The following is a 24,723-nucleotide window of genomic DNA, read 5'->3' on the forward strand; positions in this document are numbered from 1 at the left end:
TCTTTGCGGCAACGGCTTTCCGGCGACCGGCACCGGTTCAGAGCGTGGCGGGCGTGACCTTCGGCCGCAGGAACGCCCGGCGGAACAGATAGAAACCCACCGGCACGATGCCGCAGGCCAGCAGCAGCGGAGAGGTCCACGAGTCGGTCAGCAGCACATCGCCGCCGGGCCCGGTGGTGGAGCAGATCAGGAATCCGAACAGCCACGCGATCACCGGCAGCCCCATCGCGGCCGGGCGGGACACGACCACACCCATGCCACGCACCAGCAGCACGTTCACCACCGCGGCGACGAGGGCCGCGATCGGGAACGGCGTGGCGCCGATATAGAGCGGCAGATACAGCACCTCGAGCACTACCGAGAGCAGCCCGTCGAACACCAGCACCGCCGCCAGCACGGCGCCGAGCACCGGCCAGGCATACTTCGACCCGCCGGGCACATACGCGGTCCGGCTGGTCGTCGGGGCCGTCACGGTACCGGCGGGAAGCCGAGCAGGGTCAACAGATGACTCTGCATATCGACGAATCCGTAGAGCACCGACAGGTACAGATCGTGCTGCGCCTGCCAGTTCGGCTTCTGGCTTTCGACGAACGCGACGATGGCGTCCTGCAGGCTCCAGTTGTACATGCCCAGCAGTCTAAGCCGAAGCACCCACGATCCGGCCAGCCCCGGTGCGGGCTCTTGCGGTCAATCGAGCCCGGCGAACAGATCGTCCTCGTGTCCGTCCGGGCCCACCGGTCCGAGGCGCCCACGAACCAGCACGTAGTGCTCCTCCGGCAGGACCGGCTGGGCGATATTGTTCGACAACGCGAATTCGCGGCCCGAGGGCGCGACCGTGACCTGAGTGGCGTGCGCCCGCAAGGCGGCGCGCTTGGCCGCCAGCACATCCGAGACGTCGATCGTGGTGGTCACGGTGTCACTGGCCACACATGCCAGCTCGCCGACCGCCGGCAGCCGCCACCCGCTGGGCAAGGCCCCGGGCAGCCGGTCGACCGTGCGGCGAGCCAAGGCCTCGGTATGCCGGCGCAGCACGTCGGCGTCGGTCACCGTCCAGTACACCTTCGGTGTGTCCCAACCCTTTTCGGCCGCCGCGGCCACCGCATCCATGGTGACCCGATGAGCACGCGTATGGTCCGGATGGCCGTAGCCCCCACGCGGGTCGTAGCCGACCACCACGCGCGGGCGCAGCCGCAACAGCACCTCGCTCAACTCCGCCACCGCGGCCGGCCCGGAATCGACGAAGGCACGCGGGTGCGTCGGCACCATGGGCTTGGGGTCGGCGGTCGTGCCGCTCATCCCGGAATCCCGCCAACGCCCCGCCCCGCCGAGAAAATACGGCGCCTCGACACCGAGGGCGGCCAGCGCGGCGGTCAGCTCGTGGATGCGAAACCCGCCGAGCTGATCGGCGTGAGCGCTGGTGAGCTGTTGCCACCGCTCCCCGATGACCTCGCCCTCCTCTCCGAGTGTGCAGGTCACCACGGTCACCGGAACGCGGCGGGCGCGGTAGAGCGCGATGGTGCCGCCGGTGGTGATCGACTCGTCGTCGGGATGGGCGTGTACCAGAACCAGACCGCCGGTTCCGGTCACGACAGCCGCCGCCAGGTACTCGCGCCACCGAAGACCCCGACCTGGATCGAACCGCTCAGCGAGACCCCGTCCATCCGCGAACTCGCCGCGGCGACGCCGGTGTCCTGCACGATCGGCAGCACGGTCGCCAGATCCCACAACCTCGGCTCCGCATCACCGATCGCCTTGGGCACATCCACCCCGCGCAGCGCCGCATCGATCTGCGGTTGCAGCGACGGATCACAAATGCCGGACACATTGCTCGGCGCCTTGCGGATGGCATCGATCTGCGAGGTGTCCTCCTGACCGGGTGCGGCCACCGGCGGGCAGCCGTAGCGCGAGGACAGGATCGTCGCCGGATCCTCCCCGGCCCGCTCCCAGCCGACCACCGCGTCGACGGTCCCGTCCGCGAGATCCTTGCCGTAGAGCTCGTCGGCCGGCAGGCTGCGCACCGACGCGTCGATTCCGGCGCTGCGCAGCTGGTCGGCGGCGGTATTCGCGACGGCCAGCGTGGTCGGATCCTTGTCCACCGCGCCGATCCGGAGTGTCAGGGTCCGGCCGTTCTTGGCGACCGGGCGCGGCTGCGGGGCCGGCGAGGTCGTCGGATTACCCGCCGCGGGAGTCTCGGGCGCGCGGCCGAATCCGGCCTCGGCCAGCAGCCCGAACGCCTGGTCGGGAGACGGCCGCGGCGGGGCCGTCGGCGCGTATCCCGGATCCGAGGGCGCCAGAATCTGCGCCCGCACCGGATCCACCCAGGCACCGGTCTCGGCGCCCACCGAGGCCAGCAACGCCGGATCGAGCAGACCCAGCACCGCGTGGCGCACCCGCGGATCGGAAAGATCACCGGTCCGCCCGTTCAGCACCATCTGCATTTCCCGCGCCTGCGGCATGATCGCGGTCCGCACCTGCGGAATCGCCGCCAGCTGCGCCTGCGTCGCGACACCGCCGTGCACCAGCGCCATCTGAGCGTCACCCGCGCGTAGCGATTCGGCCAGCTGTGCCGGAGTTCCGCCGCGCCGCAACAGAATCTGATCCGGCACCGCCGGGGTACCCCAGTAACGGTCGTTGCGTTCGAGCAGGATCTCCTCGCGGCCGGCGTCGGCCTGCTTCACCCGGAACTGCCCGCCGGAGATCGGATTCTGGTCGATCAGCCCACGCTCCACGGCCAGCGCCCGCTGGAATCCACCGGGTGCGTCCTTGAGCAGATGCGAGGGCAGCAGATCCGAAAACAGTTGCCGCCAAGCCGGATACGGCTGACTCATCGTCACCGTCACCGTCTTGCCGCCCTCCGAGGACTTCACATCGGTGATCAATCGGTAGCCCGCCGGATCCACCACCCCGGGCTGGCTGATCATCTGCTGCCACAGATACCGGAAATCCTCGGCCGCGATCGGCGCCCCGTCGGACCACGACGCCTGATTCTGAATCTTGTAGGTCAGCGTGAACTGATCCGGCTGCGACGGATCCGACGGCGTCACATCCGCCGACACCATCAACGCCGGATCCGGCACCCGATCCGTTCCGCCGGGCACCGTGGGCGACGGCACCGGACGAAACGGGCTCGGAAACACCATCGACGCAACGGCATTCGTCGCCGGCGACTGGTTCGACCGTAGATGCGGATTGAATCCGATCCCGATATCGTCCACCGCCACCACCACCGTGGACTTCGTCGGCGTCGCCGGAGTCGTCTTCGGGCTGTCGGTGCTCTCGATCGGCGGCGGCGGATTGGCGGTGCACGCGGTGAGCACGCCGAGCGCCAGCATCAGCACCAGTACCACGCGCCGCCCTGCACGCATTCGAACTCCCGACATCACGAGACGTACTCTATTGCGCCGGGTGGCGCCTTTCCGTTCGCGGGGTTGTTCGGGAAATGAACATCCAGGTGTACTGCCTCGGGAGGAGCAGGCTGTGTTTTTGGCCTGCGCTTCGCTCCGGCGGGGTTTCGGCCCCCTGGGCCTCGATTTTTCCCTCCTCCGCTCAGTCGCTGCGCTCCCTCGCTCCGTCGGTCCAAAATCGAGGCGGGCCGAAACCCACCAAGGTGTACGGCTCGTGGATGTACGCCGGGTCGTCCACTCGATGAAGGCGAGTGCACATGTCACAGATGTGCACGCAGACGGACTGACCCGTGGCCGCCGGGTTGCACACGCCGCAGATCTACACCCACACCGGCTGCCCGGCGCTGGAACGACAGAGGCGCACGTCCCGTGGAACGTGCGCCTCTGGGGCTTCTCAGCGGGTGGGTGCCCTACGCGTTCTGGGCGGCGCGGTCGCGGGCCTTGCGGCGGGATGCCTCGCGGCCGCGTTCGGTGGCGCCCAGGATCACCTTGCGCACGCGCACGATCTCGGGGGTCACCTCGACGCACTCGTCGGCGGCGCAGAACTCCATGGCGCCTTCGAGGTCCAGCTGCAGCGGCTTGGCCAGCGTCTCCAGCACGTCGCCGGTGGCCGAGCGCATGTTGGTCAGCTTCTTCTCACGGGTGACGTTGATGTCGAGGTCCTCGGCGCGCGGGTTGATACCCACCACGTGGCCCTCGTAGGTGTCGGCGCCGGGCTCCACGAAGAACTGGCCGCGGTCGGCGAGCTGAATCATCGCGAACGGGGTCACCGTGCCGGCCCGGTCGGAGACCAGTGAGCCGGTGTGGCGGGCACGAATCTCACCGGCCCACGGCGCGTAACCGTCGAAGACCGCGTTGGCGATGCCGGTGCCGCGCGTCTCGGTGAGGAAGTCGGTGCGGAAACCGATCAGACCGCGCGAGGGAACGATGAACTCCATGCGCACCCACCCGGCGGAGTGGTTGCTCATCTGGACCATCTTGCCCTTGCGAGCGGCCAGCAGCTGCGTGACCGCACCCAGGTACTCGTCCGGGCAATCGATGGTCAGCTCTTCGAACGGCTCGTGCACCTTGCCGTCGACCTGCTTGGTGACCACCTGCGGCTTGCCGACGGTCAGCTCGAAACCTTCGCGGCGCATCTGCTCGACCAGGATCGCCAGCGCCAGCTCACCACGGCCCTGCACCTCCCAGGCGTCCGGGCGGCCGATGTCGAGCACCCGCAGCGACACGTTGCCGACCAGCTCCTGGTCCAGCCGCGACTTCACCATGCGGGCGGTCAGCTTGTGGCCCTGCACCCGGCCGACCAGCGGCGAGGTGTTGGTGCCGATCGTCACCGAGATGGCCGGCTCGTCGACGGTGATCCGCGGCAGCGCCACCGGGTTGTCCACATCGGCCAGCGTGTCACCGATCATGATCTCCGGAATGCCTGCCACGGCGACGATATCGCCGGCCACGGCCTCCTCGCCCGGCTTGCGCTCGACGCCGATGGTCTGCAGCAGCTCGGTGATCTTCACGGTCTTGACGCCGTCGCCGTGCATCCACGCGACGTTCTGGCCCTTGCGCAGGGTGCCGTTGTGGATGCGGACCAGGCCGATCCGGCCGAGGAACGGCGACGCGTCCAGGTTGGTGACATGCGCCTGCAGCGGCGCCGACGGGTCGCCCTTGGGCGCGGGCACGTACTTCAGCAGCACCTCGAACAGCTCGTCGAGATTCTCCGCATCCGGCGCGCTGCCGTTCTCGGGACGCTGGGTGGAGGCCTTGCCCTCGCGGCCGGAGGCGTAGAGCACCGGCAGATCCAGCGCCAGCTCGGCCGCCTCGGACGCTTCGTCGTCGAGGTCGGAGGCCAGATCCAGCAGCAGGTCGTGACTCTCTTCGACGACCTCCTCGATCCGGGCGTCGGGGCGGTCGGTCTTGTTCACGACCAGGATCACCGGCAGCGAGGCGGCCAGCGCCTTGCGCAGCACGAACCGGGTCTGCGGCAGCGGGCCCTCGGAGGCGTCCACCAGCAGCACGACACCGTCGACCATGGACAGACCGCGCTCGACCTCGCCACCGAAATCGGCGTGACCGGGGGTATCGATGACGTTGATCACGGTGACGCTGCCGTCGCCGTGATGACGATGCACCGCGGTGTTCTTGGCGAGAATGGTGATGCCCTTCTCGCGCTCCAGATCACCGGAGTCCATCACCCGGTCGACCGGCTCGGCACGCTCGGCGAAGGCACCGGACTGCCGCAACATGGCATCGACCAGCGTCGTCTTGCCGTGGTCGACATGAGCCACAATGGCGACATTGCGGAACTCGACAGACGACACGTTGAATCCTCCTGCTGAATGAATGGGTTGCGGCCGACCCGCGCCGTAGCGGGTCCGAACAAGGCAGGTGGACTGATCTCACCGGACATGCGGCCAGCTATACAGTACCGAAACACGCCTCGGCCGCCGTTTCCGGCATCATGGTTGGTTACCCTGGGCCGCATGGGCAAGGTGAAGGCCAAGGAGGTCGCACACCTCACACCGAAGAAAAAGTGCTGCCGTAAGAAGAAGCGCTGTCTGAAATGCCCTGTCGTGGTCTCGAAAATGAAGAAGTGTCAGGCTGCGGGGGTCAAGGGCAAAGATCTCAAAAAGGCTCTCAAACTCGCGCGTGCGGCCTGAGCCGCTACCGCTGGGGTAGAACCGACAGTATGAGTACCCCATTGCTCTCCGACAGCGAGATCGCCACTGGGTTGCGCGAACTACCCGACTGGACGCACACCGGCAGCAGCATCTCCCGAACCGTCGAGGCTCCCTCGTTCCTGGCCGGTATCGAACTGGTGCGACGGGTGGCCGACTCGGCCGAGAAGGTCAACCACCACCCCGATATCGATATCCGGTGGCGGCGCGTCACCTTCACCCTCTCCACGCACTCCGAGGGCGGCATCACCCGCAAGGACCTCGCGCTGGCCGGCCAGATCGACCGCCTCGCCGATCAGAGCTGAACCGGCCTAGCCCGCCCGGACCGAACCCGCCGCGACCGCCGGCGCCGGCACCGCCGTGCCCGGCCGCCCGTGCTGCCTGCCCGCCCAGATGATCCACAGGTAGGTCGCCACCACGCCGAACACGTAGATCGCACCCAGCCAGGCCAGCACGGCCGGGCGGGAGATCTCCCAGATCGTCGGCTGGAAGAAGGTCAGGATCCACGGAATACCGGCCAGCGTGGTCACCAGCCAGAATCCGGCCACCAGCCGTGCCCCGGCGATCGAACGCAGCGGACCGTGCACCAGCCACATCATCAGCGGCAGCAACCAGACCCAGTGGTGCGACCACGAGATCGGCGACACCATCAAGCCGAACAGCTGCACCACCAGCAGCACCCCGAGCCGATCGCCGAAATCGACCGCGCGCCAAGCGAACCAGGCCAGCACCACGGTCAGCAGCACCGCGCCCAGCCACCACGGCCCGAACGGGATGCGATGCCCCGCCACGTACCAGGGCGCTCCCGCGTCGTGGCCGAGAATGCGGCTCAACGCCCCGCGTAGCGACTGGTTGACCACCGAGCCGACCGGGCCGATGCGGTTCGCGTCACCGATCAGCGGCCCGAAATAGGTCCGGGTCTCCGATGGCGAGATCAGAAAACTCACTCCGATCGTCGCCGCGAACACCACCGCCGACCACACCGCGGCCGCCCACCGCCGCTGCGCCAGGAAGTACAAGCCGGTGATACCCGGCGTCAGCTTGACTCCCGCCGCGACACCCACCAGCAGCCCCGACAGCCACCAGCGCGCCGAATACGCCGCCGCCAGCCCGGCCAGCAGCAGAAACACGTTCACCTGCCCGTAGTCGAGCGTGGTCCGCGTCGGCTCCAGCCACAGCCCCAGCGCGGTCCACAGCATCGCCGCCGCCCGCCGATTCGGTTCCGCCGCCGCAGAACCCGGCAACAGCGCGAAGGCGATTCGCACCGAGGCGTAGAGCGCGACCACGATCAACCCGAACCACAGCAGCGTCACCAGCCCGAACGGCAGGAAATGCAGCGGATAGAACACCACCGCGGCGAACGGCGGATAGGTGAACGGGAGTGGGAAATCCGGAGTCTTGTCGGCATAGACGAAGTCGTAGAGATGCCCACTGCCCACATTGGCCGCGCCCTCGACATATACGCGCAGGTCGACCACGTCGAGACCGTGCGGAAGCACGAACATCAGCACCAGCCGCGCCAGCACGGATGCGGCCAGAACAGCCCCGGCCACGCGGATGTCGGCCGAACGGAGGTGTCGGGTCACGGGCTGTAATTCTGCCTTCGCTTCCCGGCGGCCGAACCCCCGGGCATACGTCGACGAGACGTACCCCCTTCGGGGGTCGCGGCCCGCCTCGATTTCGGACTGACGGAGCGAGGGAGCGCAGCGACCGAGCGGAGGAGGGAAAAATCGAGGCCCAGGGGGCCGAGACCCCGCCGGAGCGAAGCGAAGGCCGAAACCACGGCTAAGTTCTGATAACGCGCCGGGCGGGGTGATCGGATTTGCCGAGGAGTGCAGGCAAGATCACACCCACGGCTGTACAACACGGCGGCACTGTCTTTAGAGTGTCGCGAAGCGATGCCCCCATCGCGCGATGTTCTCGCATCGCATGACGAGGTAACCCCGAGGTTAAGGACGGCAACACCAGTGCTTCGCAGCAGAGGAACGCGGTTCGCATTGTCCGTGCTGGCCCTGACAGCCGGCGCGACACTCGCCGCGTCGACGATCGCGGTTGCCGAACCGGCACCGAGGCCCCAAGCCGCCGACGTTCCGCTGGTCCCGGAGGGCGTTCCGGTCGATGCGATCGCGTCGCTGGCTCCGGCCATCGTCGGCGCTGCCGCCCAGGCGGGCAACATCGCCTCGCCGGGCGCTCAGACGATCCTCGATCAGGCCATCCAGCTGCTCGATCAGGCCGGTCTGCCGCCGCAGGTCAAGCAGACGTTGCAGGCGATCGTCGCCTTCCTCAACGGCAGCGGTGGCGGCGGCCCCGAAATCCCGAAGAACGGTCCGGCCATCGCGCAGTTCCTGTACCCGACCATCGGTAAGGACTGCATCGGCCCCGGCTCCGACTCGGTCGGCACCGCGCTCGCCGTTCCGGGCCCGGCCGAACTGCCCCCGCCCGGACCGGCCGCCGGTCAGGCCGGCTTCGTCTTCACCGCGCTGGGCACCAAAGGCTTGACGCCGCAGCAGAATCCGCCGATGACCGTCCAGTGGTACAACCTGGACAACCACCGCGGCGGCACTGTGGCGCTGACCGACGAGGCGCACATCAACCCGGACGGTCCGGCCACGCTGTCGGCCATCGTCGACACCGGCCCGGGTCGTGTCGTCTCCGTGATCGCGGGTTCGCTGACGACCCAGCCGGCCGCCGATCAGGCGCCGATCACCTGCTCGTTCCTGCCCACGCTGGGGCTGTTCACGGTGGCGCCGGGCGCCGCCCAGGCCGCGGCTCCGGTGAACCCGGCCGGCACCGTGCCCGCCGCACACGTGGTGCAGCAGCCCGCAGCGGTACGTCCGCAGAACTGATCTCGAGCTCCCGACGGCCCGGAGATGTCGCGAAGGCGACACTCCGGGCCGTTTGCCGTCAATGCGGCGTGGGATGTTCCGGACTGTGGTAGACCGCTAGGTATGTCGACTGTCGATCAGCTCGAACGGTCTGCACCCACCACGCCGGACACCGGCGCCGCCCCTCGCGGCCGGCGCGGGAAAGCCGGGCATTCGGTGATGTCGCGACGGTCCTACCGATCGGTGTTGTCCACCCGATCGCATCGCTCGATCCTGTCGTTCCGGTCCGAACGGTCGATCCTCTCGATCGGCTCGGCCTACTCCGTCCTCTCGATCGGCAGCGTCGGATCGGTGCTGTCGGTCGGATCGGTCGGCTCGTTCTTCAGCCTCGGCTCGGCCTTCTCGGGCCTGTCGCGGTGGTCGCTGCTGTCGTGGATGGGCGTCCGCGACGCACCCGAGGCGCGGCCGACGCTGACGGTGGTCCCGGACGAACCCGATCTCGTCGGCGATCCCACCTGCCACTGCCAAACGTAGACAGCCGCCGATTCCTCACGCGACTCGTATTCACCACTGCCCGTACTGCGCGGTGAGAATGTTGTTCACATCCACACCCACGCCGTCGACCGTGCGATCGTCGATTTCGATCTGGTGCAGATTCGCCGCCGGATGCACGAAACCCTTCGGCGTGCCCCAATTGTGTTGCCAGTACCAGGAACCCAGGCCGGCGACCTTGGCCAGTTCGATCGTCGGCGCGTTGGCGTAGACGCCGACATTCTCCTTGCCGAGCACGGATGTCCACCCCTCGAGGTACGGCGCGATGAGGGTGGCGAAATCGACCGGCGTCGGATTGTCGTCGATGGAGGCGTAGATAGGCACCCCGTCCGGCCCGCCCGCCTGGTGGTGCAGCTGCAGCCCGCGGTCGGCGTGGCGCTTGCCGGCCTCGAGCCCGCCCTTCCAATCCGCGGTGGCGCCCTTGCCGAATTGGTAACACGACACCACGGTGAGCCCGGCCGCGTGCAGCGCGTCGACCTCGCTCGCGCGCAACGGCTTTCCGGTCATCCACTCCGCACCCGGGCGCCGATCGGAGACATAGCGGATAGCGCCGGCATGTCCCGCGGCGCGGATGGCAGCCGCGTCGGGCACGCCGCCGGCATAGTCGAGCAGGGTGCCGAGGACGTTGCCGGCGGCGGCGGTCGGTGCGAGGACAGCGGGCGCGAGCGCGGCCAGACCGGCGGCCGTCGCGGCGGCACCGGCATATCCGAACAGGGTGCGGCGGGTCATCGGAACGGAACGCATCGAAAACTCCTTCGCGCTGCAGCGATATAGAGATCTCACCAGATGCCGGCCACCCCGCGGACCGGTGGAAATGCAAGCGTGTCCGGCGCGCCTTCCCCGACGACAACAGGGCTGTCATCCACGCGCCGGAAGCCTCGAACGTGGACTCATTTCACCACATGCACAATTGAACCGCTAGGCCAATCCGGTCACATCAACACCACAAGTAACAGGTGTCAGGAGGTGGCCGCATCGATCCGGCCGGCGACGTCGATGGTGCGGCCCCGAGGATCGGCCAGTTCCGCGCGAATGACCTGCGCGACCTGCGCGGCGATCTGGCGGCGGATCTTGCCGACCGAACCCAGCACCTTCGCGCGCCATCCCTCGGCCTGCAGGTCGACGGCGACATCGGCGCTGCGCGGCGGCGTCACGTCGATCACGATGAGTAGCGGTTCCGCCGCCCGCGCCACCAGGAGCAACCCGACCTCCACCTCGGCGCGATAGCGATTCGCCTTGAGCACGTCGACGGTGATGTCGAGACCGACCGGAATGGTCAAATCGAACGACACCGGATGGTCGCCGTCCCGCCGGGCCAGCCGCGGCATCCGTACGGCACCCTGCACCTCGACCGTCGCCGCATCACCGGGCCCGGTACGCAGCGGCCCCACCTCGACCGCGCCCCCGGCCAGCCCTTCCACCACGTCGCGAACCCGATCCGGGGTGACGATCAGCGGGAAGAAACGCCGCCCGAACTCCGCGTACTCGATCCATTCGAAGTCCGTGCGCAGCACGTGCTCCGAACGCGTGCCGTTCATGATGGCCTCGATGTCGAAAACCCGCCCGCGGCGGGCCGCGGGATCGGCGAGCATGGCGTTGAGCCGGCTCGCGACCTCACGCCGAACCAGGGTTGCGATCGGGTCGAGCAGGACGTCGACGGCGGCGCCGACCGCCTCCGCCCGGACGGCGAAACTCACGTCGCGCGAACGCACTCGTGGAATGTCGATGACGACCAGCAGTGGATCGGCGGTTCGCGCGTGCAGAGTGAGGTCGATCTCGACGGTCGCCTCGATCCGGAACTGCTGGCCCCCGAGGGTGACCGTGAGGTGCATCGACACCGGTACCCGGACCTCGAAGGTGACGTGCGGCCCGCTGCGAGCGATCACCGGCTTGCCGACCTTGCCCTCCGCCACCAGCCCGGCCAGCCCCGCCGGACCGATCGAGAACGGCCCGATACTCATCCCCCGACCAGCCATCCCGGACACCGCGGCCTCGATCCGGTCGCGGTTGACAGCGTGCACCACGAAACGTTCACCGAAGTCGGAGTAGTCCATCCATTCTGGCTCGTCGTGCGCGCCGGGCTCTGCCATCTGCTCCCACTCCTCCACCGATCACCTACACACGCAGATCCCCGTCCGGCCGATGAGGGGCAACAGAACCGGGACCGCACCGCCGGCGCTGCCGGGCGCCGCCGGATACATCGTAGGGTCCGGTGTCGCTTCACCATTCCCGCAGATAGAGATCGTCCGCCACTGGACGAAAACGTTTCACATATGGCCGAACCCGACGATACCGTCAACCGCCGCCGGGTCGTAGCGGTGAATGCGCACAGAACCGCGCTCGTTGCCGCCGATCGTGGTCAGGGAGTGATCACCGACGGCCAGCACGATATTCGTGTGCTGCCCGAACGGACTGCCGGGCGCATAGATCACCACATCACCCGGGCGCGGCGAATATCCGGATCCCACCGCCGAAAATCGGCCGTTCGCTTCGAAATACTCCTGCAGCGTCGCCACACCGGGAATCCGCCACGATCCGGAATTCGGATTGGACAGCGGCTGTCCGGCCTGACGCATGGTCCAGCTGACGAAATCGGCACACCATGGCTCATCCGCGCCTTGGGCGTATTTGGGACCATCACCGGGGTGGGCGTATTCCGTGCGCAGTACCGCGACGATGCGACTGCGATCCGAATCCAGCGCGCTCGCATCGATATCCGGGAAATCGGTCAGCCGCTGCCCGGCGATGGCGGCCGTGCGCTCGTGCCACCAGGGCATCGCCACCGCGGCTCCCACTGCCAGTACACCGACCACCACCAGCACCGGCAGCAACGCCCAGCGCGCACGTCCGAGCCCCCGAGCCCACGTGGCACTCATGAATCCCTCCGTCCCCGACCGGAAATCGGCCTCCTGAGGTTTAGGACGTGCGAGGGACCGTCACGGTTCCGCCGCATCCGTGCGCCGATACACACGCGCCGGTCTTGCTCGTTTCCTGCGCCCGCGCCGCGGGATCGATAGACTGCTCGGACGCCGCCGAGCTCTGGGAGGACATCGCCCTGGATACTCTGTGGACCTTTCTGGTGGACCATCGCAGACAACTGCTCACCGATTCCTATCTGCACGTGTCGGCCGTCGTGCAGTCCGTGTTGATCGCGACCGCGGTGGCGGTGGGCCTGGGGGTCGTCGTCTATCGCAGCCCGTGGGGTTCGGCGGCGGCCACGGCGGCGGCGAGCATCGTCCTCACCGTGCCGTCGTTCGCGCTGCTGGGACTGCTGATCCCTGTGCTGGGCCTGGGCGTGCGGCCGACGGTCACCGCGCTGGTGCTCTACGCGCTGCTGCCGATTCTGCGCAACACGATCATCGGGCTGGCATCGGTGGATCCGGCGGTCTCGGACGCCGCGCGCGGGGTGGGCATGAACCGCACCCGGATCCTGGCCCGGATCGAAATGCCGCTGGCCTGGCCGTCGATTCTGGCCGGAATGCGGATCAGTACCCAGATGAGTATGGGCATTCTGGCGATGGCCGCCTATGCGAAGGGGCCGGGGCTCGGCAATCTGATCTTCACCGGGCTGGCCCGGCTGGGCAGTCCGACCGCCGTCCCGCAGGCCCTGTCCGGCACGGTGCTGATCATCGTGCTGGCCCTGGTGCTCGATGCCGTCCTCGTGGGCATCGGCCGGCTCACCACCTCGAGGGGAATCCGTGACTGATACCGCGACCGCCGACCGCACCGACCACGAACCCGCGGAGATCGTGCTCGATGCGGTGACCAAACACTATCCGGGCCAACGCGATCCGGCGGTGGACCGGATTTCGCTGACGATTCCGGCGGGTGAGATCGTGGTGTTCGTCGGCCCCTCGGGCTGCGGCAAGACGACCACGATGCGGATGATCAACCGCCTGATCGAACCGACCTCCGGCACCATCACCATCGCCGGGCGGGTCGTGACCGCGGTGAATCCGGACCTGCTGCGGCGCCGGATCGGCTATTCGATCCAGCAGGCCGGTCTCTTTCCGCATATGACGGTGGCCCGCAACATCGCCACGGTTCCGGGACTGCTCGGCTGGGATCGCGGCCGGGTCCGGGCGCGCGTCGACGAGATGCTGACCCTCGTGGGACTCGATCCCGAGACCTTCCGCGGCCGCTATCCGCGCCAGCTCTCCGGCGGCCAGCAGCAGCGAGTCGGAGTCGCCCGCGCGCTGGCGGCCGATCCGCCGGTGCTGCTGATGGACGAGCCGTTCGGCGCAGTCGACCCCATCACCCGCGGGCTCCTGCAGGACGAACTGCTGCGGCTGCAGACCGAACTGCACAAGACGATCGTGTTCGTCACCCACGATTTCAACGAGGCTGTCAAGCTCGGGGACCGAATAGCGGTGCTCGGCAACAGTTCCCGCGTCCTCCAGTACGACACCCCGGCCGCGATCCTCGCCGGGCCCGCCGACGAGACGGTGGCCGGTTTCGTCGGCGCCGACGCCGCGCTCAAACAGCTGACGCTGGTCCGGGTCGCCGATGTGGAACTGGGCAGTTGCCCCACGGCCGCGCAGGACGATCCGGTCGACACGCTGCGCGCGGCGCTGGCCGCGCAGGAGTGGAAGTGGGGTTTGATCCTCGACTCCGACCATCGGCCGCTGCGCTGGGTATCGGAACCGCACCTGGCGCACGCACACTCGCTGCACGACGCCGGCGTCCCGGTGACCGGCACGGTCACCGCGGATTCGACGCTGCAGGCGGCCCTCGAGACGCTGCTCGCCGAAAGTACCGCCAATGCCGTCGTGACCGGGCCACGCGGCGAATACGCCGGGCTGGTCGCGATCGACACCCTCGTCGCACACCTGTCGCGCACCCGCGCCGAACACGACGCGGTCACGGCGAATTCGGGTGACCGGCCATGAGTCCGGTCCAGCGGCACGAGCGGCGCGCCGACCGGATCCGGTTGTTCGCCCAGCCGGTGCTGGCCGTGGCCCTGGCGGCCGGCGTGCTGGTGTGGGCCTTCGACCGCACCCTCACCGCGACACAGCAGGCCAGTATCAACCCCACCACCATCGCCACCGTGATCCGCCAGCACGTGGCGATCACCGCGACCGTCGTGGTGATCGTCGTCGCGGTGTCGGTTCCGTTGGGCACCTTGCTGACTCGGCCACGCTACCGGCGTCTCACTCCCCTGTTCGTCGGCATCGCCAACATCGGTGCGGCGGCGCCGGCGATCGGCCTGATCGTGCTCACCTATCTGTGGACCGAGAAGACCGGCTTCTGGGTGGGTGTCGTGCCGATCGCGTTCTATGCGCTACTTCCGGTGCTGCGCAATACGATTCTGGGATACCAGCAGGTCGACCCCGCCCTCGTCGATGCCGGACGAGGGCAGGGCATGTCGGCGCTGACAGTGCTGCGCCGCATCGAGTTTCCGCTCGCGGTGCCCTACATCCTGGCCGGGCTGCGCACCTCGCTGGTGCTGGCCGTCGGCACGGCCACGCTGTCGTTCCTGGTCAGCGCCGGTGGTCTGGGCATTCTGATCGACACCGGCTACAAGCTGCGCGACAACGTAACCCTGTGGGTGGGAGCGATTCTCGCGGTGGCGCTCGCACTGCTCGTCGACTGGCTGGGAGCGCTGGCCGAACAATTTCTCGGACCGCGGGGGCTGCGATGAAGCGGCGAGCACGTCACCTCGGACGCAACGCCGCCACAGCGGCGGCCACCCTGCTGGTCGCCGTGGTCGCCGCCTGTGGTCTCGAGGCCGGAGGCGCCGTTCCGCTGCCGGTCGGGCCGGGCAGTATCGAGCCGATTCCCGCCCTCGACGGTGTGCAGATCACCGTGGGCTCCAAGGATTTCACCGAACAGAACATCCTCGGCTACCTCATCGAATTCGCGCTCACGGCGGCCGGAGCTCAGGTCCGCGACCTCACCAATATCACCGGATCCAACAGCCTGCGCGATGCGCAATTGCACGGACAGGTCGATGTCGCCTACGACTACACCGGGACCGGATGGATCAATTATCTGGGTAACGAGACGCCGATTCCCGATTCCACCCGGCAATTCGAGGCGGTGCGCGACGCGGATCTCGCACAACACGGCATGGTGTGGGCCGATCCGGCCCCGATGAACAACACCTACACCATGGTCACCAATGCGGGCAGTGCCGCCCGCACCGGCGCGAAGACGATTTCCGACTACGCCCGTCTGGTGAATACCGATCCGAGTACCGGACCGACCTGCCTCGGTACCGAATTCAGCGTCCGTCAGGACGGCTTTCCGGGCCTGGCCCGCAAATACGGTCTCGACCTCGGCAAGGTGCGCAAGCAGATCATGCAGGATTCGCTGGTCTACTCGGCCACCGCGAACGGCACCTGTCAATTCGGCGACGTCACCGCGACCGACGGGCGCACCAAGGCGCTGAATCTGGTGCAACTCATCGACGATCTGAACTTCTTCCCCAAATACAATGCGGCACTGGTGATGCGGGCATCGTTCGCCGACGCGCATCCACAGGTGGCGCAGGTCATGGCGCCGATTTCCGCGCTGCTCACCAACGAGACGATCACCGAGTTGAACCGCAAGGTCGACGTCGACGGCGCCGAACCGGCTACCGTGGCGCGCGATTGGCTGATCCGGCAGGGGTTCGTCACCGCGGGGTGAGATCAGGCGAGCGCCGTGCGCACCGCCAGCCAGCGTCCGCCGGGATCGGCGTAGCCGTGATACATCAGCGGAATCCGTTGGTCCACACCGAAATAGCGGAAGACGGCCAGCATCGCCTGCCGCACCGAGTAGTCGGCGAAATCGTCGATGCGGCGCGGGCCGATCGCGCGTTCGGGCAGTGCGGCCAGCCGCGCCATCTCCTCCGGATCACAGACGTCGAGGCCCATGGGCCCGTCGGCGATGTAGTGATCATGGAAGATGTGGCGCATCTCCGCGGTATCGGAGCGGCGAAAAACGCAGGGCAGCAACCGGATTGCCGCGCCCGGCAGGGTGGGCGCTTCCAGCGCGGCGGTCAGTTCGGGATCCGGCGCCGGCGCATCACGCACCGGCACCTGTTCGAGCAGATGCAGCATGGAGGCGCCCCGCACCCGCGGCTCGGGCACCAGGAACAGACTCACCATCGGACCGGGGTGGGCGGCATCGGTCAGGCATATCCGCGTATGTGATCGATCGTGGGCACGCGGCGCGGCGGGCGTGGACGGGGGCGTGGGGATCGGGTCGGACATGCGGTCTCCTGAAGGGGAGGGCGCTCAGCCCTCCCACGAACACGCTGGTACGAGGTCCGAAGCTGCGCCGGCCGCCGAGTTACCCGACTCGGACCGATCTCCTCGACGTCCGACCGTTGTGCCATGAATTATAGGAGCCGGGGACACGACGCGACACCCGGAATCCGCTATCCGGTTGCTTCCGGGCGGGATGATCAGGCGTTCAGCAACCGCGGCAGTCCGGCCAGCTCCGAGTCGATGCGCCGGCGCACCGCCGGCCATTCCTCGTCCAGGATGGAATAGAACGCGGTACTGCGCACGGTCCCGTCCAACCCACGCGAATGCGCCCGGCGGACGCCGTCGCTGGTCGCGCCCAGCCGCTCGATCGCCATGCGCGAGCGCACATTTCGCATATCGGCGCGCAGCGCGATCCGCCGGACCCGCCACACGTCGAAGGCGTGCTCGAGCAGCAACAGTTTCGACTCCAGATTGATACCGGCGCCGCGCGCCTGCGCGCAGAGCCAGGTATTACCGATCTCGGCGGCGTCGGGTACCGCGAGCAGCGGATCTCCGGTCGGCATACCGTGCGCGATCGGCCACACCAGCGGCCCCTGCCAGTAGTCGAAGCGGCAGAACCGCGTCGAGCCCAGTACCCGGTTGTCGGCCGTCGCGACGACCGCGAAGGCCAGCGCCGAACCGACGGCGTGCGCCGCCGCGGCCTGCGCGACGTAGTCCGCCGCCTCGGCCCGGCCGTGCGGTACGGGTGTGAACGCGAACGCATCGCGATCCGCGGCGCCCGCCTCGGCGAGCCCCGGAACATGGTGCGGTGCCAAAGGTTCCAGCCGCACAAGGCGGCCGGTCAGGATGACGGGTGCAGGCACGTTCCCTCGATCTTTCGGGACGGACTCCGGTAACGCCCAACGATCGTCACACCGGCCCACAACGCTCCGGATCGACGACCAGTCCTGGCGCGCCGGCAGCAGCATCGGACAGTGAGATGAACGATAATCGAACGTGTGCCGTCGTCAATGCAGGTGCGCCGTAAATTTACCGGGATTGCTCGCGTGTCGCTCGGCGCGTCGCAGACGGCCGGTCACGGCGGTTCCCGGGCTGTTTCGGTGCGTTCGCCCCGGTTATCGGGTCGACACGAAACCGTTGCCGGAGTGGAAGACTCCTCCGGAGGTGCCGTCGTAGCCTGGTAGGAGCGAACGGGGGGCGTCATGACCGAAACATCACGGGCGGCGATCCTGCTCGACGTCGACGGCCCGCTCAATCCCTACCCCCGTCCCACGCACCCGCCACCGCACGGCTATCGGCCTTATGTGTTGCAGCACAGCATCATTCCCGCGATCCCGCCCGTCGACCAGCAGGTGCTGCTCGACGCCGCCGTCGGCTCGCGGCTGCTGGATCTGGCCGCCGTCACCGATGCCGAACTGGTATGGGCGACCGCGTGGGAGTATGCGGCGAATACGGTCCTCGGTCCGGTTCTCGGCCTGCCGCCGCTGGAGGTGATCATCTTCGAGGACACCGGGATTCGGCATCGCGAGGGCCACCACGGCAAGCTTCCGACCATCGACCGCTGGGCCGGCCGCCGGCCGCTGTGCTGGTTCGACGACGAATTCCAGCCCGCGGACCAGGGCTGGGCCGAACGCCGCACCGCCACCGTCGCCCCGACCCTGCTCGTCCCGGTCGACCGCCACACCGGTTTGACCCCGGACCACCTCGAGGTCGCCCGGGCGTTCCTCGAGCCGCTTCGCGGGCCGCGAACTCGCTAGAGCGGCGGCAGCCGCAGCAGCGCCGCCACCGCTGTGGAGGCACTCTGAACAGCGCTTTCCATGGTGGCCGACCAGTCGGTGCGGGTCCAGTCCCCGGCCAGCATCAGGGTCGGCACCGAGGTGCGCTGAACGGGCCGCAGCCCGTCGGTGCCGAGGGCTTGCGAGAAGGTCGCCTTCGGCATCTTGACCACGTGGCCGTGCACCACGCGCGCATCGGCCGCGTCGGGGTAGTAGCGGCGCAGCAGCGCCATCTGCTCGTCGACGATGTCGTCGCCGCTCTTGTGGATCTGTTCGTAGGCGCCACTGGTGGTCAGGCAGTACAGCCAGGTGCCGTTCGGTTCGCGGCCGTGCATGCGCTGCCGGTCGAACACCTCGTCGATCACCCCGGTGCCGCCGATGATCGCCTCCATCGCACTGCGGGTGCCGAGCGGCCGGTCCAGATACAGATTGGTGCTGACGATCGGCGTGGCGCCCAATTTCTCTGCCGCAGCATAGATTTCGGCGTGTCCGGGCAGATCGTCGAGCAGGCCGTGGATACGGGAGTTGGGTACGGCGCAGATCACGGCATCGGCCGGGATCGTACTGCCGTCCACCAGATCGACCCCGGTCACCGCGCCGTCCGCGATCCGGATCCGGTCCGCCACCGCGCGATAGCGGACCTCGACTCCGTAGCGGCGGAACACCTCCTCCGCGCCGGTGACATAGAGCGTATCGAGGTCGACGGTCGGATAGCCGATGGTGATCGCGCGCCGATCCCGCACCCCGAGCCGGATGCCGGTGGCCAGCACATCGGCGAAAACCTTCGCGCATTCCCGCTGCACCGGCTCGGCGGCGATGCCCAGCGCGAGCCAATCCCACAGCGCCTCACGCGCTTTCGCGGGCATGCCGACGCGTTCGAACCACTGCTCGGTGGTGATGTCGGCCAGATCCGCGGGCTGGAACAGACACTGCAGACCCAGCCGCATCGTCGCCCGCGCCGCGGCCAGTCGCTCGATCGGTCCGGCATCCGGATGTGCGCCGAACAGTGTGCCGAGCGCCCGAATTCCCCTGGTGTGCAACGCGGTTGCGCGCCCGCCCGGCCAGCGCAGCGTGCCCCCGGTGGGGAATTCCAGACATTTCTCGGTCCCCACGCTCGCGAGATACCGGAAGAGATGGTGGTAGCCGCTGGCGATCACGTGCTGACCGTTGTCGGGCGTATCGCCGACCTCGGCGACCGTCATCGCCTGGGTGCGGCCACCGAGCCGAGCCCGGCGTTCCAGCAACGTCACCCGCTTCCCGGCCTCGGCCAGCCAGACGGCCGACGCCAGCCCCGCCAGACCGCCACCGATCACCACGAACCGACGAGCATCGTTCATCCGAACCTCCATGCGCGACAGCGGGTTTCGATCGGCGGGAAGCTCGCTCCGAAGGCCGAGCCGCACCGAGCCGGTTCCGATCACTGTAGGCAGCTCGTCAGGGACGGTCAACAGTGAGTGAAATCTACTCGCATTCTCTCACCCCTGGTGGGGGCTCCGCCGAATGTCGACGCGGGAGAATGATCGCCTCACCTCGACAAGATCCGGAGCCGCAATGCAATTCATGGTTCTCTCCCGTCGCCGCACCGAGACGTTCACCGAAGCGGACTTCGAGGCGGTGCTCCCCGCCGAAACCGACCACGTTCGCCGGCTCTACCTCGACGGCGTCGTCCGCCAGATCTGGCTACGCGGCGATGTCGCCGGCGCCTGCTTCACCATCGAGGCGGCCGATGCGGAACAGGCGAACGCCATCGTCGCGCAACTGCCCATGGCCGCGGCCGGAGTCTCCGAATTCACCGTGATCCCACTGAGCCCGTACCGCGGATTCGGCGGGGCCTAGGCAGCCATCCCGCACCTCGCGTCCGGGGTGGTTCAGTGGCCGGCGCTCGCCTGCTGCCGGATCCATCGCAGCAGGGTGGGATTGCCGGAATCGGTGGTGATCACAGCGACCGCGGCGCGGTCGAAGCGGCCCTCGGTCACGGCGGCGAGCATGCTCGCGGCCAGATCGCTGCGGGCGGTGAAGATCCCGTCGGCGTATCCCTCGGCGATCGTGTAATCGGTGACGTCGGGGCGGTCGTAGAGTCCGCTCGGGCGCATCACGGTCCACTCCCGATCGCTGTCGCGCAGGAGCGCTTCCATTCGCCGCATATCGTCGTAGAGGGTCTTGCCCGCCACCCTCGTCACATACGGCACCAGCAGCCGATTGAAGAGGAAGCCGCCCTCGCTGTAGGGGCGCGGATCGACGCCGGCCGAACTCACCGCCACGATCCGGCTCACCCCGTGCCGCCGCATCGCCGTCACGATGTTCGACACACCGCCGGAATAGGTGGTGATCGGTTCCTTGCTCGGCGGCACGCCGAGCGCGGACAGCACCGCGTCCCGCCCCTTCACCGCGGTGTCGACCGCGTCCGGGTCGAGGACATCGGCGCCGACCACCTCGAGCCGATCGTGGCGCAGCGGGAATTCGCCCGGCCGCCGCGTCACCGCCGCGACCTGATGTCCGGCGGCCAAAGCCTGCGCTGTGAGTTGGCGACCGGTGGGACCGTTGGCCCCGAAGATGGTGAGACGCATGGCGTTTCCTTCCGACAGAGGAGGCGGACCGGCGGCGGGCGAGACGGAATCCGCCACCTTCGCCGAGCCCCCTTCGTTGCGTGAACGCACACAAGACGACCGTCGACCCCGTCGCATAACAACTCGCGGCAGTGATCTGCATCACCAAGCAACACCGCAGCTCGCGCCGCGATCGAGCCTGCTCGGCACGTCGGCGTGGGATGCGGGACGGGACCGAACCGACACGGCTATCCGGAGCTCAGGGCTTCGATGGCCCGGCCGATCAGCATCGTTCCCACGAGGAGGAGCAGCACCATCATCACGGTGCGATCGTTGGCGACCAGCCAGGTCTTCGCGGCTGCCAGAGGCCGATCGAGCCGCTCGCCCGCGACCAGATAGGCGGCGACCGGCGCGATGCACGAGACCAGCGCGATCACGAGGAAGATCGCACCGGCGCCCACCGCTCGCGGCGCCGGCAGCCGCGCCTCGGCGATGTCGAGCCCACCCATCACGGCGGGGACGACCGTGCTGACATCGACGACGACGAGCGCCACACCGAGCCCGAAGGCGCCCGCCGGAGTCACACGATCGACCCGATCCCACAATTTCCGCGGCTTCTGCTCGCCGCGCCCACGCTGGAACCCGAACCACGCCGCGACACCGAGCAGCCCGATCCCGACGCAGAGCCGTACGAGCGAGGCCGTCGCCGAGGCGTGATGAGGATGCAGATGCCGGGCCGCGGACGCCCCGATCAGCAAGGCCACCGCGGTGACGAGCGCGGCGAACCCGCAGATCCGGCCGAGCAGATAGCCGCTGCTCTTCGCCCGCGCCTGCCCCGACACCAGCATCAGCACAGCCACGATCAACGGCAGCGGACTCACCGCGATCGCGGCGGCCAAGGGCAGGGTCCTGCCGATCACGGTGCCCATCCGCCGTTCCTTTCGGCCGCACGAGCGAAAATTTGCCACAAACTCGCTACTACCCGAGCGCAAGTTCGAATCTGCAGCGAATTATGGGATTTGCCTGGGACTATAGGTTATTTCCGAGGCACTACGTTCGATTTGCCACGAACTCCCCGGGTGAGGTTTCGGACCCCGCTGATCATCGCCACTCTGCACGATCCGCGAATGCGGTTCACCGAAGTGCGGCAACGCATTCCCGGCATCTCGCAACGCATGCTGTCGCTGACGTTGCCGTAATTTTTGGTAGGAGATCTTGCCAAAAGTCGGTTTCTGGTAGAGGATCTTGCCAGATCTTCGACGAGGAGGACATCGTGACGCCGACCGTTCCGCTCCGGCACCCGAGCTCACCCCGGCCCGTCCCCGGGCCCGGCCTCGGCACGCTCGCCCGGATGCTCGGGCTCGGCACACCCACCTCGGCCGAATTTCGCGAGCTGGGCGAGGCTCTGACCGTCGGCGACCGGCCGATGGACGAGCTCGTGGACTGGATGTATCGCGAGGGGATGTCCACCACCCGGCCACTGTTCGAACGCGCCCTGCGCGAGGGCATCGCCGCGCTGCCGGATGCCCCGGCACCGCTGCGCGAATTCTTCGAATACGTCGAAGCGGTACCCGAGTGGGTGGATCGGCGAAAGATCCGCCACGCGGAGCGCGTCTCCTGCCTCGGCGGCCGCGACGGGATCTACGTCGCCCGCGACATGTCGTTCCTGGGCGGATACCTGGCCTCGGGTTTCAACAAGACCCTGCTGCGCACCGGCGCCTTGGAGAAGGGCCCGGCCAAACGATTCGCCGAGACCACGCAGTGGGCGATGGATGTGACCGCCGCCGGCGGAATGTCGCCGCACGGCACGGGTTTTCGCTCGACCGTGCACGTCCGGCTGATCCACTCGCTGGTACGTCGGCACGTGGCCGCGATGCCGGACTGGCGGGCCGAGGAGTGGGGGCTGCCGATCAATCAGACCGATATGGCCGCCACACTGGTCGGCGCGCTGATCGCCCCGATGATCGGCGCGATCGGCATGGGTGTCGTCATCACGCCCCGCGACGCCGAGGCCATGGCCCACCTGGCCCGCTACGTCGGCTGGGTGATGGGTGTCGAGGAACGCTTCCTGCCCAACGACTTTCGCGACAGCGTGCGCATTCTTTACCACACGATGACCGCCATCACGAACCCGGACGACACCTCCCGTCAACTCGCGATCCCGATGCGTGACGAACCGCTCGGCTGGCACTACGACCGGCTGCCGGGGCTGCGGCGGCGGATCGCCCGGTCCCAGCATCTGTCGATCGCGATGATGTATCTGGGCCCGTCCGCCATGAAACGACTCGGCCTGCCCAGCCATACCCTGCCCTGGTATCCCTTGCTGCGCATACCCGTCAACCTCGCGCAGTCGGCGCGGGCCCGGCTGATCCCCGGACAGTTCGAGCGCGTCGTCGCCGAAGGCCGGGCCGCGCAGCTGGCTTTCATCCGCACCCTCGCCGGACCCGAGGCGGCCGTGATCGGCGGATCGGCCGAGCACATCAGCCCGGCCGCCTGAACCGCCGCTCCCGGCCACTCCGGCTACTCCGCGACACTCGTCCAGGTCACCGGAAGTTCGTGCACCCCATAGATATTCATATCGGTCCGCAATCTCACCGCATCGGCTGGGACGGCGAGGGCCAGGGTCGGGAAGCGACGCAGCAGGCCGGCGAATCCGGCCCGCATTTCGATCCGCGCCAGTTGCTGGCCGAGGCACAGATGCATGCCGTGGCCGAAGGAGAGGTGGCCGCGGGCCGTGCGGTGCACGTCGAGGGTGTCGGGGTCGTCGAAGCGGCGCGGGTCGCGGTTGGCGGCCAGCAGCGAGACGACGACGGTCGAGCCCTTCGCGATGGTTTCGCCGCCGAGTTCGATGTCGTCGGTGGCGTAGCGGTAGAAGATGTCGGCGACGGAGAGGTAGCGCATGAGCTCTTCGACCGCATCGGGAATCAGAGCCGGATCGGCACGCAGCTCGGCCGCCTGTTCCGGATGCTCGAGCAGCGCGAAGGTGCCGAGCCCCAACATGTTCGCGGTGGTCTCGTGCCCCGCCAGCAGGAGCAGGAAGGCGATGCCGGTCAGCTCCTCGATGGTGAGGTCGTCGTGGCGGGCCAGGTCGGACAGGATGTCCTCGCCCGGTTCGGCGCGCTTGCGGACGACCAGTTCGGCCAGATAGGACGTCAGCGCGCCGTAGGCCGCCATCTTCTCCTCGAGCGCCTGATCCTTGACGAGGAACGCGGCCGAGTTGCGCTGGAAGGTAGCGCGGTCCTCGTAGGGAACGCCGAGCAGTTCGCAGATCACCAGCGAGGGCACCGGCAGCGCGAACTCCGCGACGAGGTCGACCGGCGGGGTCAGCCGGGCCATCGCCTCCAGTTGCCGCTCGACGATGTCCGCGATGTGGTCTTCGAGCTGTTTCATCCGTTTGACGGTGAAGGCGCCGACGAGCTTGCGCCGCAACCGGGTGTGATCCGGCGCGTCCATCGCGATGAAGACGCCGGGGATCTGCGGCGACGGCTCGGTGGCGACCGGCATGCCCGGAATCTCGTACGGCACATGCAGAACGCCGATGTCCTGGCGCGAGCTGAAGCGCGAGTCGGCCAGCAGGCTGCGCACCTCGTCGTATCCGGTGACCAGCCAGCCCTCGTGCCCGTCGGGAAAGATCATCGGACCGACCGGGTGGGCATCGCGCAACCGGGTGATCTCGCGGGGCGGATCGAAGGGGCCCGCATCACGTTCCATGGGCAGGCCGTGCGGGACGGGAACCGTTCGGGGCATTGCGTTTTCCTC

At 68.2% G+C, this 24,723-nt stretch carries 27 protein-coding genes; 12 read left to right on the forward strand and 15 right to left on the reverse strand.

Translation table 11 applies throughout. From position 1 onward, the window contains the following. Positions 1–37 precede the first annotated feature (37 nt). The 5 genes from NA3_RS24620 to typA form a co-directional block, all read right to left on the reverse strand. Complete coding sequence (locus tag NA3_RS24620) at positions 38–472, reverse strand: hypothetical protein (protein ID WP_227995548.1); 435 nt, start codon at positions 470–472, stop codon at positions 38–40. After that, the gene (locus tag NA3_RS37780) at positions 469–627 is read right to left on the reverse strand and encodes a hypothetical protein (RefSeq protein ID WP_167331885.1); all 159 of its coding nucleotides are present in this window, start codon (positions 625–627) and stop codon (positions 469–471) included. Before NA3_RS37780 ends, NA3_RS24620 begins: the two co-directional genes overlap by 4 nt. Positions 628–687: 60 nt before the next feature. Then, positions 688–1,587 carry an N-acetyl-1-D-myo-inositol-2-amino-2-deoxy-alpha-D-glucopyranoside deacetylase gene (gene mshB / locus NA3_RS24625; RefSeq protein ID WP_227995549.1) on the reverse strand — a complete coding sequence of 300 codons (900 nt, stop codon included), beginning with the start codon at positions 1,585–1,587 and terminating at the stop codon, positions 688–690. Continuing rightward, positions 1,584–3,365 carry an ABC transporter family substrate-binding protein gene (locus NA3_RS24630; RefSeq protein WP_227995550.1) on the reverse strand — a complete coding sequence of 594 codons (1,782 nt, stop codon included), beginning with the start codon at positions 3,363–3,365 and terminating at the stop codon, positions 1,584–1,586. The genes mshB and NA3_RS24630 overlap by 4 nt, the downstream gene beginning before the upstream one ends. Before the next feature lie 449 nt (positions 3,366–3,814). Beyond that, positions 3,815–5,716: a translational GTPase TypA gene (typA, locus tag NA3_RS24635; RefSeq protein WP_062965992.1), complete on the reverse strand. Its 1,902-nt coding sequence runs from the start codon at positions 5,714–5,716 to the stop codon at positions 3,815–3,817. 162 nt (positions 5,717–5,878) lie between these two features. On the opposite strand from typA, the gene NA3_RS37785 reads away from it, so the two are divergent. Together NA3_RS37785 and NA3_RS24640 are read left to right on the forward strand one after the other, a co-directional pair. Beyond that, positions 5,879–6,055 carry a hypothetical protein gene (locus NA3_RS37785; protein ID WP_086006963.1) on the forward strand — a complete coding sequence of 59 codons (177 nt, stop codon included), beginning with the start codon at positions 5,879–5,881 and terminating at the stop codon, positions 6,053–6,055. Between the two features lie 29 nt (positions 6,056–6,084). Continuing rightward, positions 6,085–6,378: a 4a-hydroxytetrahydrobiopterin dehydratase gene (locus NA3_RS24640; protein WP_062965993.1), complete on the forward strand. Its 294-nt coding sequence runs from the start codon at positions 6,085–6,087 to the stop codon at positions 6,376–6,378. Positions 6,379–6,384: 6 nt separating this feature from the next. Here the strand turns inward: NA3_RS24640 and NA3_RS24645 are convergent, their stop codons facing one another. Continuing rightward, the gene (locus NA3_RS24645) at positions 6,385–7,752 is read right to left on the reverse strand and encodes a mannosyltransferase (RefSeq protein ID WP_084491836.1); all 1,368 of its coding nucleotides are present in this window, start codon (positions 7,750–7,752) and stop codon (positions 6,385–6,387) included. A gap of 288 nt (positions 7,753–8,040) precedes the next feature. Between NA3_RS24645 and NA3_RS24650 the strand changes: the two genes are divergently transcribed. Together NA3_RS24650 and NA3_RS24655 are read left to right on the forward strand one after the other, a co-directional pair. Next, positions 8,041–8,919 (forward strand): Rv1157c family protein, encoded by an 879-nt coding sequence (locus tag NA3_RS24650; protein ID WP_227995551.1) that lies wholly within the window; start codon positions 8,041–8,043, stop codon positions 8,917–8,919. A gap of 198 nt (positions 8,920–9,117) precedes the next feature. After that, a complete protein-coding gene (locus NA3_RS24655; RefSeq protein WP_062966073.1) occupies positions 9,118–9,432 on the forward strand; it encodes a hypothetical protein in 315 nt (104 codons plus the stop codon). A 30-nt stretch (positions 9,433–9,462) separates the two neighbouring features. Here NA3_RS24655 and NA3_RS24660 read toward each other — a convergent pair whose 3' ends face one another. From NA3_RS24660 to NA3_RS24670, 3 genes are all read right to left on the reverse strand, one after another. Continuing rightward, on the reverse strand, positions 9,463–10,194 hold the full coding sequence (locus tag NA3_RS24660) for a DUF1906 domain-containing protein (protein WP_062965995.1): 732 nt from the start codon (positions 10,192–10,194) through the stop codon (positions 9,463–9,465). A gap of 215 nt (positions 10,195–10,409) precedes the next feature. After that, positions 10,410–11,540 carry a hypothetical protein gene (locus NA3_RS24665; protein ID WP_062965996.1) on the reverse strand — a complete coding sequence of 377 codons (1,131 nt, stop codon included), beginning with the start codon at positions 11,538–11,540 and terminating at the stop codon, positions 10,410–10,412. 177 nt (positions 11,541–11,717) lie between these two features. After that, on the reverse strand, positions 11,718–12,326 hold the full coding sequence (locus NA3_RS24670) for a CHAP domain-containing protein (RefSeq protein ID WP_062965997.1): 609 nt from the start codon (positions 12,324–12,326) through the stop codon (positions 11,718–11,720). A 179-nt stretch (positions 12,327–12,505) separates the two neighbouring features. On the opposite strand from NA3_RS24670, the gene NA3_RS24675 reads away from it, so the two are divergent. From NA3_RS24675 to NA3_RS24690, 4 genes are read left to right on the forward strand one after another with little or no spacing between them, the layout of a single operon-like run. After that, complete coding sequence (locus NA3_RS24675) at positions 12,506–13,156, forward strand: ABC transporter permease (protein WP_084491849.1); 651 nt, start codon at positions 12,506–12,508, stop codon at positions 13,154–13,156. Next, positions 13,149–14,339, forward strand: coding sequence for an ABC transporter ATP-binding protein (locus NA3_RS24680; protein WP_062965998.1), 1,191 nt, complete (start codon positions 13,149–13,151; stop codon positions 14,337–14,339). Before NA3_RS24675 ends, NA3_RS24680 begins: the two co-directional genes overlap by 8 nt. Beyond that, entirely contained in the window at positions 14,336–15,091 is a 756-nt protein-coding gene (locus NA3_RS24685) for an ABC transporter permease (protein ID WP_062965999.1), read from the forward strand. The genes NA3_RS24680 and NA3_RS24685 overlap by 4 nt, the downstream gene beginning before the upstream one ends. Beyond that, the gene (locus NA3_RS24690) at positions 15,088–16,080 is read left to right on the forward strand and encodes a glycine betaine ABC transporter substrate-binding protein (RefSeq protein ID WP_062966000.1); all 993 of its coding nucleotides are present in this window, start codon (positions 15,088–15,090) and stop codon (positions 16,078–16,080) included. The genes NA3_RS24685 and NA3_RS24690 overlap by 4 nt, the downstream gene beginning before the upstream one ends. Positions 16,081–16,082: 2 nt before the next feature. Here NA3_RS24690 and NA3_RS24695 read toward each other — a convergent pair whose 3' ends face one another. Continuing rightward, positions 16,083–16,646: a hypothetical protein gene (locus NA3_RS24695; protein WP_227995552.1), complete on the reverse strand. Its 564-nt coding sequence runs from the start codon at positions 16,644–16,646 to the stop codon at positions 16,083–16,085. Positions 16,647–16,840: 194 nt separating this feature from the next. Next, positions 16,841–17,506, reverse strand: coding sequence for a GNAT family N-acetyltransferase (locus NA3_RS24700; protein WP_062966076.1), 666 nt, complete (start codon positions 17,504–17,506; stop codon positions 16,841–16,843). A 339-nt stretch (positions 17,507–17,845) separates the two neighbouring features. On the opposite strand from NA3_RS24700, the gene NA3_RS24705 reads away from it, so the two are divergent. Continuing rightward, entirely contained in the window at positions 17,846–18,400 is a 555-nt protein-coding gene (locus NA3_RS24705) for an HAD domain-containing protein (protein ID WP_062966001.1), read from the forward strand. On the opposite strand, the gene hpnE is transcribed toward NA3_RS24705, so the two are convergent. Then, entirely contained in the window at positions 18,397–19,755 is a 1,359-nt protein-coding gene (gene hpnE, locus NA3_RS24710; RefSeq protein ID WP_062966077.1) for a hydroxysqualene dehydroxylase HpnE, read from the reverse strand. The genes NA3_RS24705 and hpnE overlap by 4 nt on opposite strands. A gap of 214 nt (positions 19,756–19,969) precedes the next feature. Here hpnE and NA3_RS24715 point away from each other — a divergent pair, with 214 nt between their 5' ends. Then, on the forward strand, positions 19,970–20,254 hold the full coding sequence (locus tag NA3_RS24715) for a hypothetical protein (protein WP_062966002.1): 285 nt from the start codon (positions 19,970–19,972) through the stop codon (positions 20,252–20,254). Between the two features lie 32 nt (positions 20,255–20,286). Here NA3_RS24715 and NA3_RS24720 read toward each other — a convergent pair whose 3' ends face one another. Both NA3_RS24720 and NA3_RS24725 read right to left on the reverse strand, forming a co-directional pair. Further along, positions 20,287–20,985, reverse strand: coding sequence for an NAD(P)-dependent oxidoreductase (locus tag NA3_RS24720; RefSeq protein ID WP_062966078.1), 699 nt, complete (start codon positions 20,983–20,985; stop codon positions 20,287–20,289). Positions 20,986–21,212: 227 nt separating this feature from the next. Then, on the reverse strand, positions 21,213–21,893 hold the full coding sequence (locus tag NA3_RS24725) for a GAP family protein (RefSeq protein ID WP_062966003.1): 681 nt from the start codon (positions 21,891–21,893) through the stop codon (positions 21,213–21,215). A 150-nt stretch (positions 21,894–22,043) separates the two neighbouring features. Between NA3_RS24725 and NA3_RS36255 the strand changes: the two genes are divergently transcribed. Next, positions 22,044–22,163 carry a winged helix-turn-helix transcriptional regulator gene (locus tag NA3_RS36255; RefSeq protein WP_227995553.1) on the forward strand — a complete coding sequence of 40 codons (120 nt, stop codon included), beginning with the start codon at positions 22,044–22,046 and terminating at the stop codon, positions 22,161–22,163. A gap of 74 nt (positions 22,164–22,237) precedes the next feature. Next, a complete protein-coding gene (locus tag NA3_RS24730; RefSeq protein WP_062966004.1) occupies positions 22,238–23,461 on the forward strand; it encodes an oxygenase MpaB family protein in 1,224 nt (407 codons plus the stop codon). Positions 23,462–23,484: 23 nt separating this feature from the next. Here the strand turns inward: NA3_RS24730 and NA3_RS24735 are convergent, their stop codons facing one another. Next, the gene (locus tag NA3_RS24735; RefSeq protein WP_062966005.1) at positions 23,485–24,711 is read right to left on the reverse strand and encodes a cytochrome P450; all 1,227 of its coding nucleotides are present in this window, start codon (positions 24,709–24,711) and stop codon (positions 23,485–23,487) included. Positions 24,712–24,723 lie beyond the last annotated feature (12 nt).

Origin of the sequence: Nocardia africana NBRC 100379, from assembly GCF_001612635.1 — a bacterium.
Taxonomy (GTDB): domain Bacteria; phylum Actinomycetota; class Actinomycetes; order Mycobacteriales; family Mycobacteriaceae; genus Nocardia; species Nocardia africana.

What these genes read in the sequence shown, in the direction of transcription:
- NA3_RS37780 (WP_167331885.1), bottom strand. Translation starts at nt 627, where the DNA reads ATGTACAACTGGAGCCTGCAGGACGCCATCGTCGCGTTCGTCGAAAGC.
- NA3_RS24630 (WP_227995550.1), bottom strand. Translation starts at nt 3,365, where the DNA reads ATGCGTGCAGGGCGGCGCGTGGTACTGGTGCTGATGCTGGCGCTCGGC.
- NA3_RS37785 (WP_086006963.1), top strand. Translation starts at nt 5,879, where the DNA reads ATGGGCAAGGTGAAGGCCAAGGAGGTCGCACACCTCACACCGAAGAAA.
- NA3_RS24640 (WP_062965993.1), top strand. Translation starts at nt 6,085, where the DNA reads ATGAGTACCCCATTGCTCTCCGACAGCGAGATCGCCACTGGGTTGCGC.
- NA3_RS24655 (WP_062966073.1), top strand. Translation starts at nt 9,118, where the DNA reads ATGTCGCGACGGTCCTACCGATCGGTGTTGTCCACCCGATCGCATCGC.
- NA3_RS24660 (WP_062965995.1), bottom strand. Translation starts at nt 10,194, where the DNA reads ATGCGTTCCGTTCCGATGACCCGCCGCACCCTGTTCGGATATGCCGGT.
- NA3_RS24665 (WP_062965996.1), bottom strand. Translation starts at nt 11,540, where the DNA reads ATGGCAGAGCCCGGCGCGCACGACGAGCCAGAATGGATGGACTACTCC.
- NA3_RS24670 (WP_062965997.1), bottom strand. Translation starts at nt 12,326, where the DNA reads ATGAGTGCCACGTGGGCTCGGGGGCTCGGACGTGCGCGCTGGGCGTTG.
- NA3_RS24685 (WP_062965999.1), top strand. Translation starts at nt 14,336, where the DNA reads ATGAGTCCGGTCCAGCGGCACGAGCGGCGCGCCGACCGGATCCGGTTG.
- NA3_RS24690 (WP_062966000.1), top strand. Translation starts at nt 15,088, where the DNA reads ATGAAGCGGCGAGCACGTCACCTCGGACGCAACGCCGCCACAGCGGCG.
- NA3_RS24695 (WP_227995552.1), bottom strand. Translation starts at nt 16,646, where the DNA reads ATGTCCGACCCGATCCCCACGCCCCCGTCCACGCCCGCCGCGCCGCGT.
- NA3_RS24705 (WP_062966001.1), top strand. Translation starts at nt 17,846, where the DNA reads ATGACCGAAACATCACGGGCGGCGATCCTGCTCGACGTCGACGGCCCG.
- hpnE (WP_062966077.1), bottom strand. Translation starts at nt 19,755, where the DNA reads ATGAACGATGCTCGTCGGTTCGTGGTGATCGGTGGCGGTCTGGCGGGG.
- NA3_RS24715 (WP_062966002.1), top strand. Translation starts at nt 19,970, where the DNA reads ATGCAATTCATGGTTCTCTCCCGTCGCCGCACCGAGACGTTCACCGAA.
- NA3_RS24720 (WP_062966078.1), bottom strand. Translation starts at nt 20,985, where the DNA reads ATGCGTCTCACCATCTTCGGGGCCAACGGTCCCACCGGTCGCCAACTC.
- NA3_RS24725 (WP_062966003.1), bottom strand. Translation starts at nt 21,893, where the DNA reads ATGGGCACCGTGATCGGCAGGACCCTGCCCTTGGCCGCCGCGATCGCG.
- NA3_RS24735 (WP_062966005.1), bottom strand. Translation starts at nt 24,711, where the DNA reads ATGCCCCGAACGGTTCCCGTCCCGCACGGCCTGCCCATGGAACGTGAT.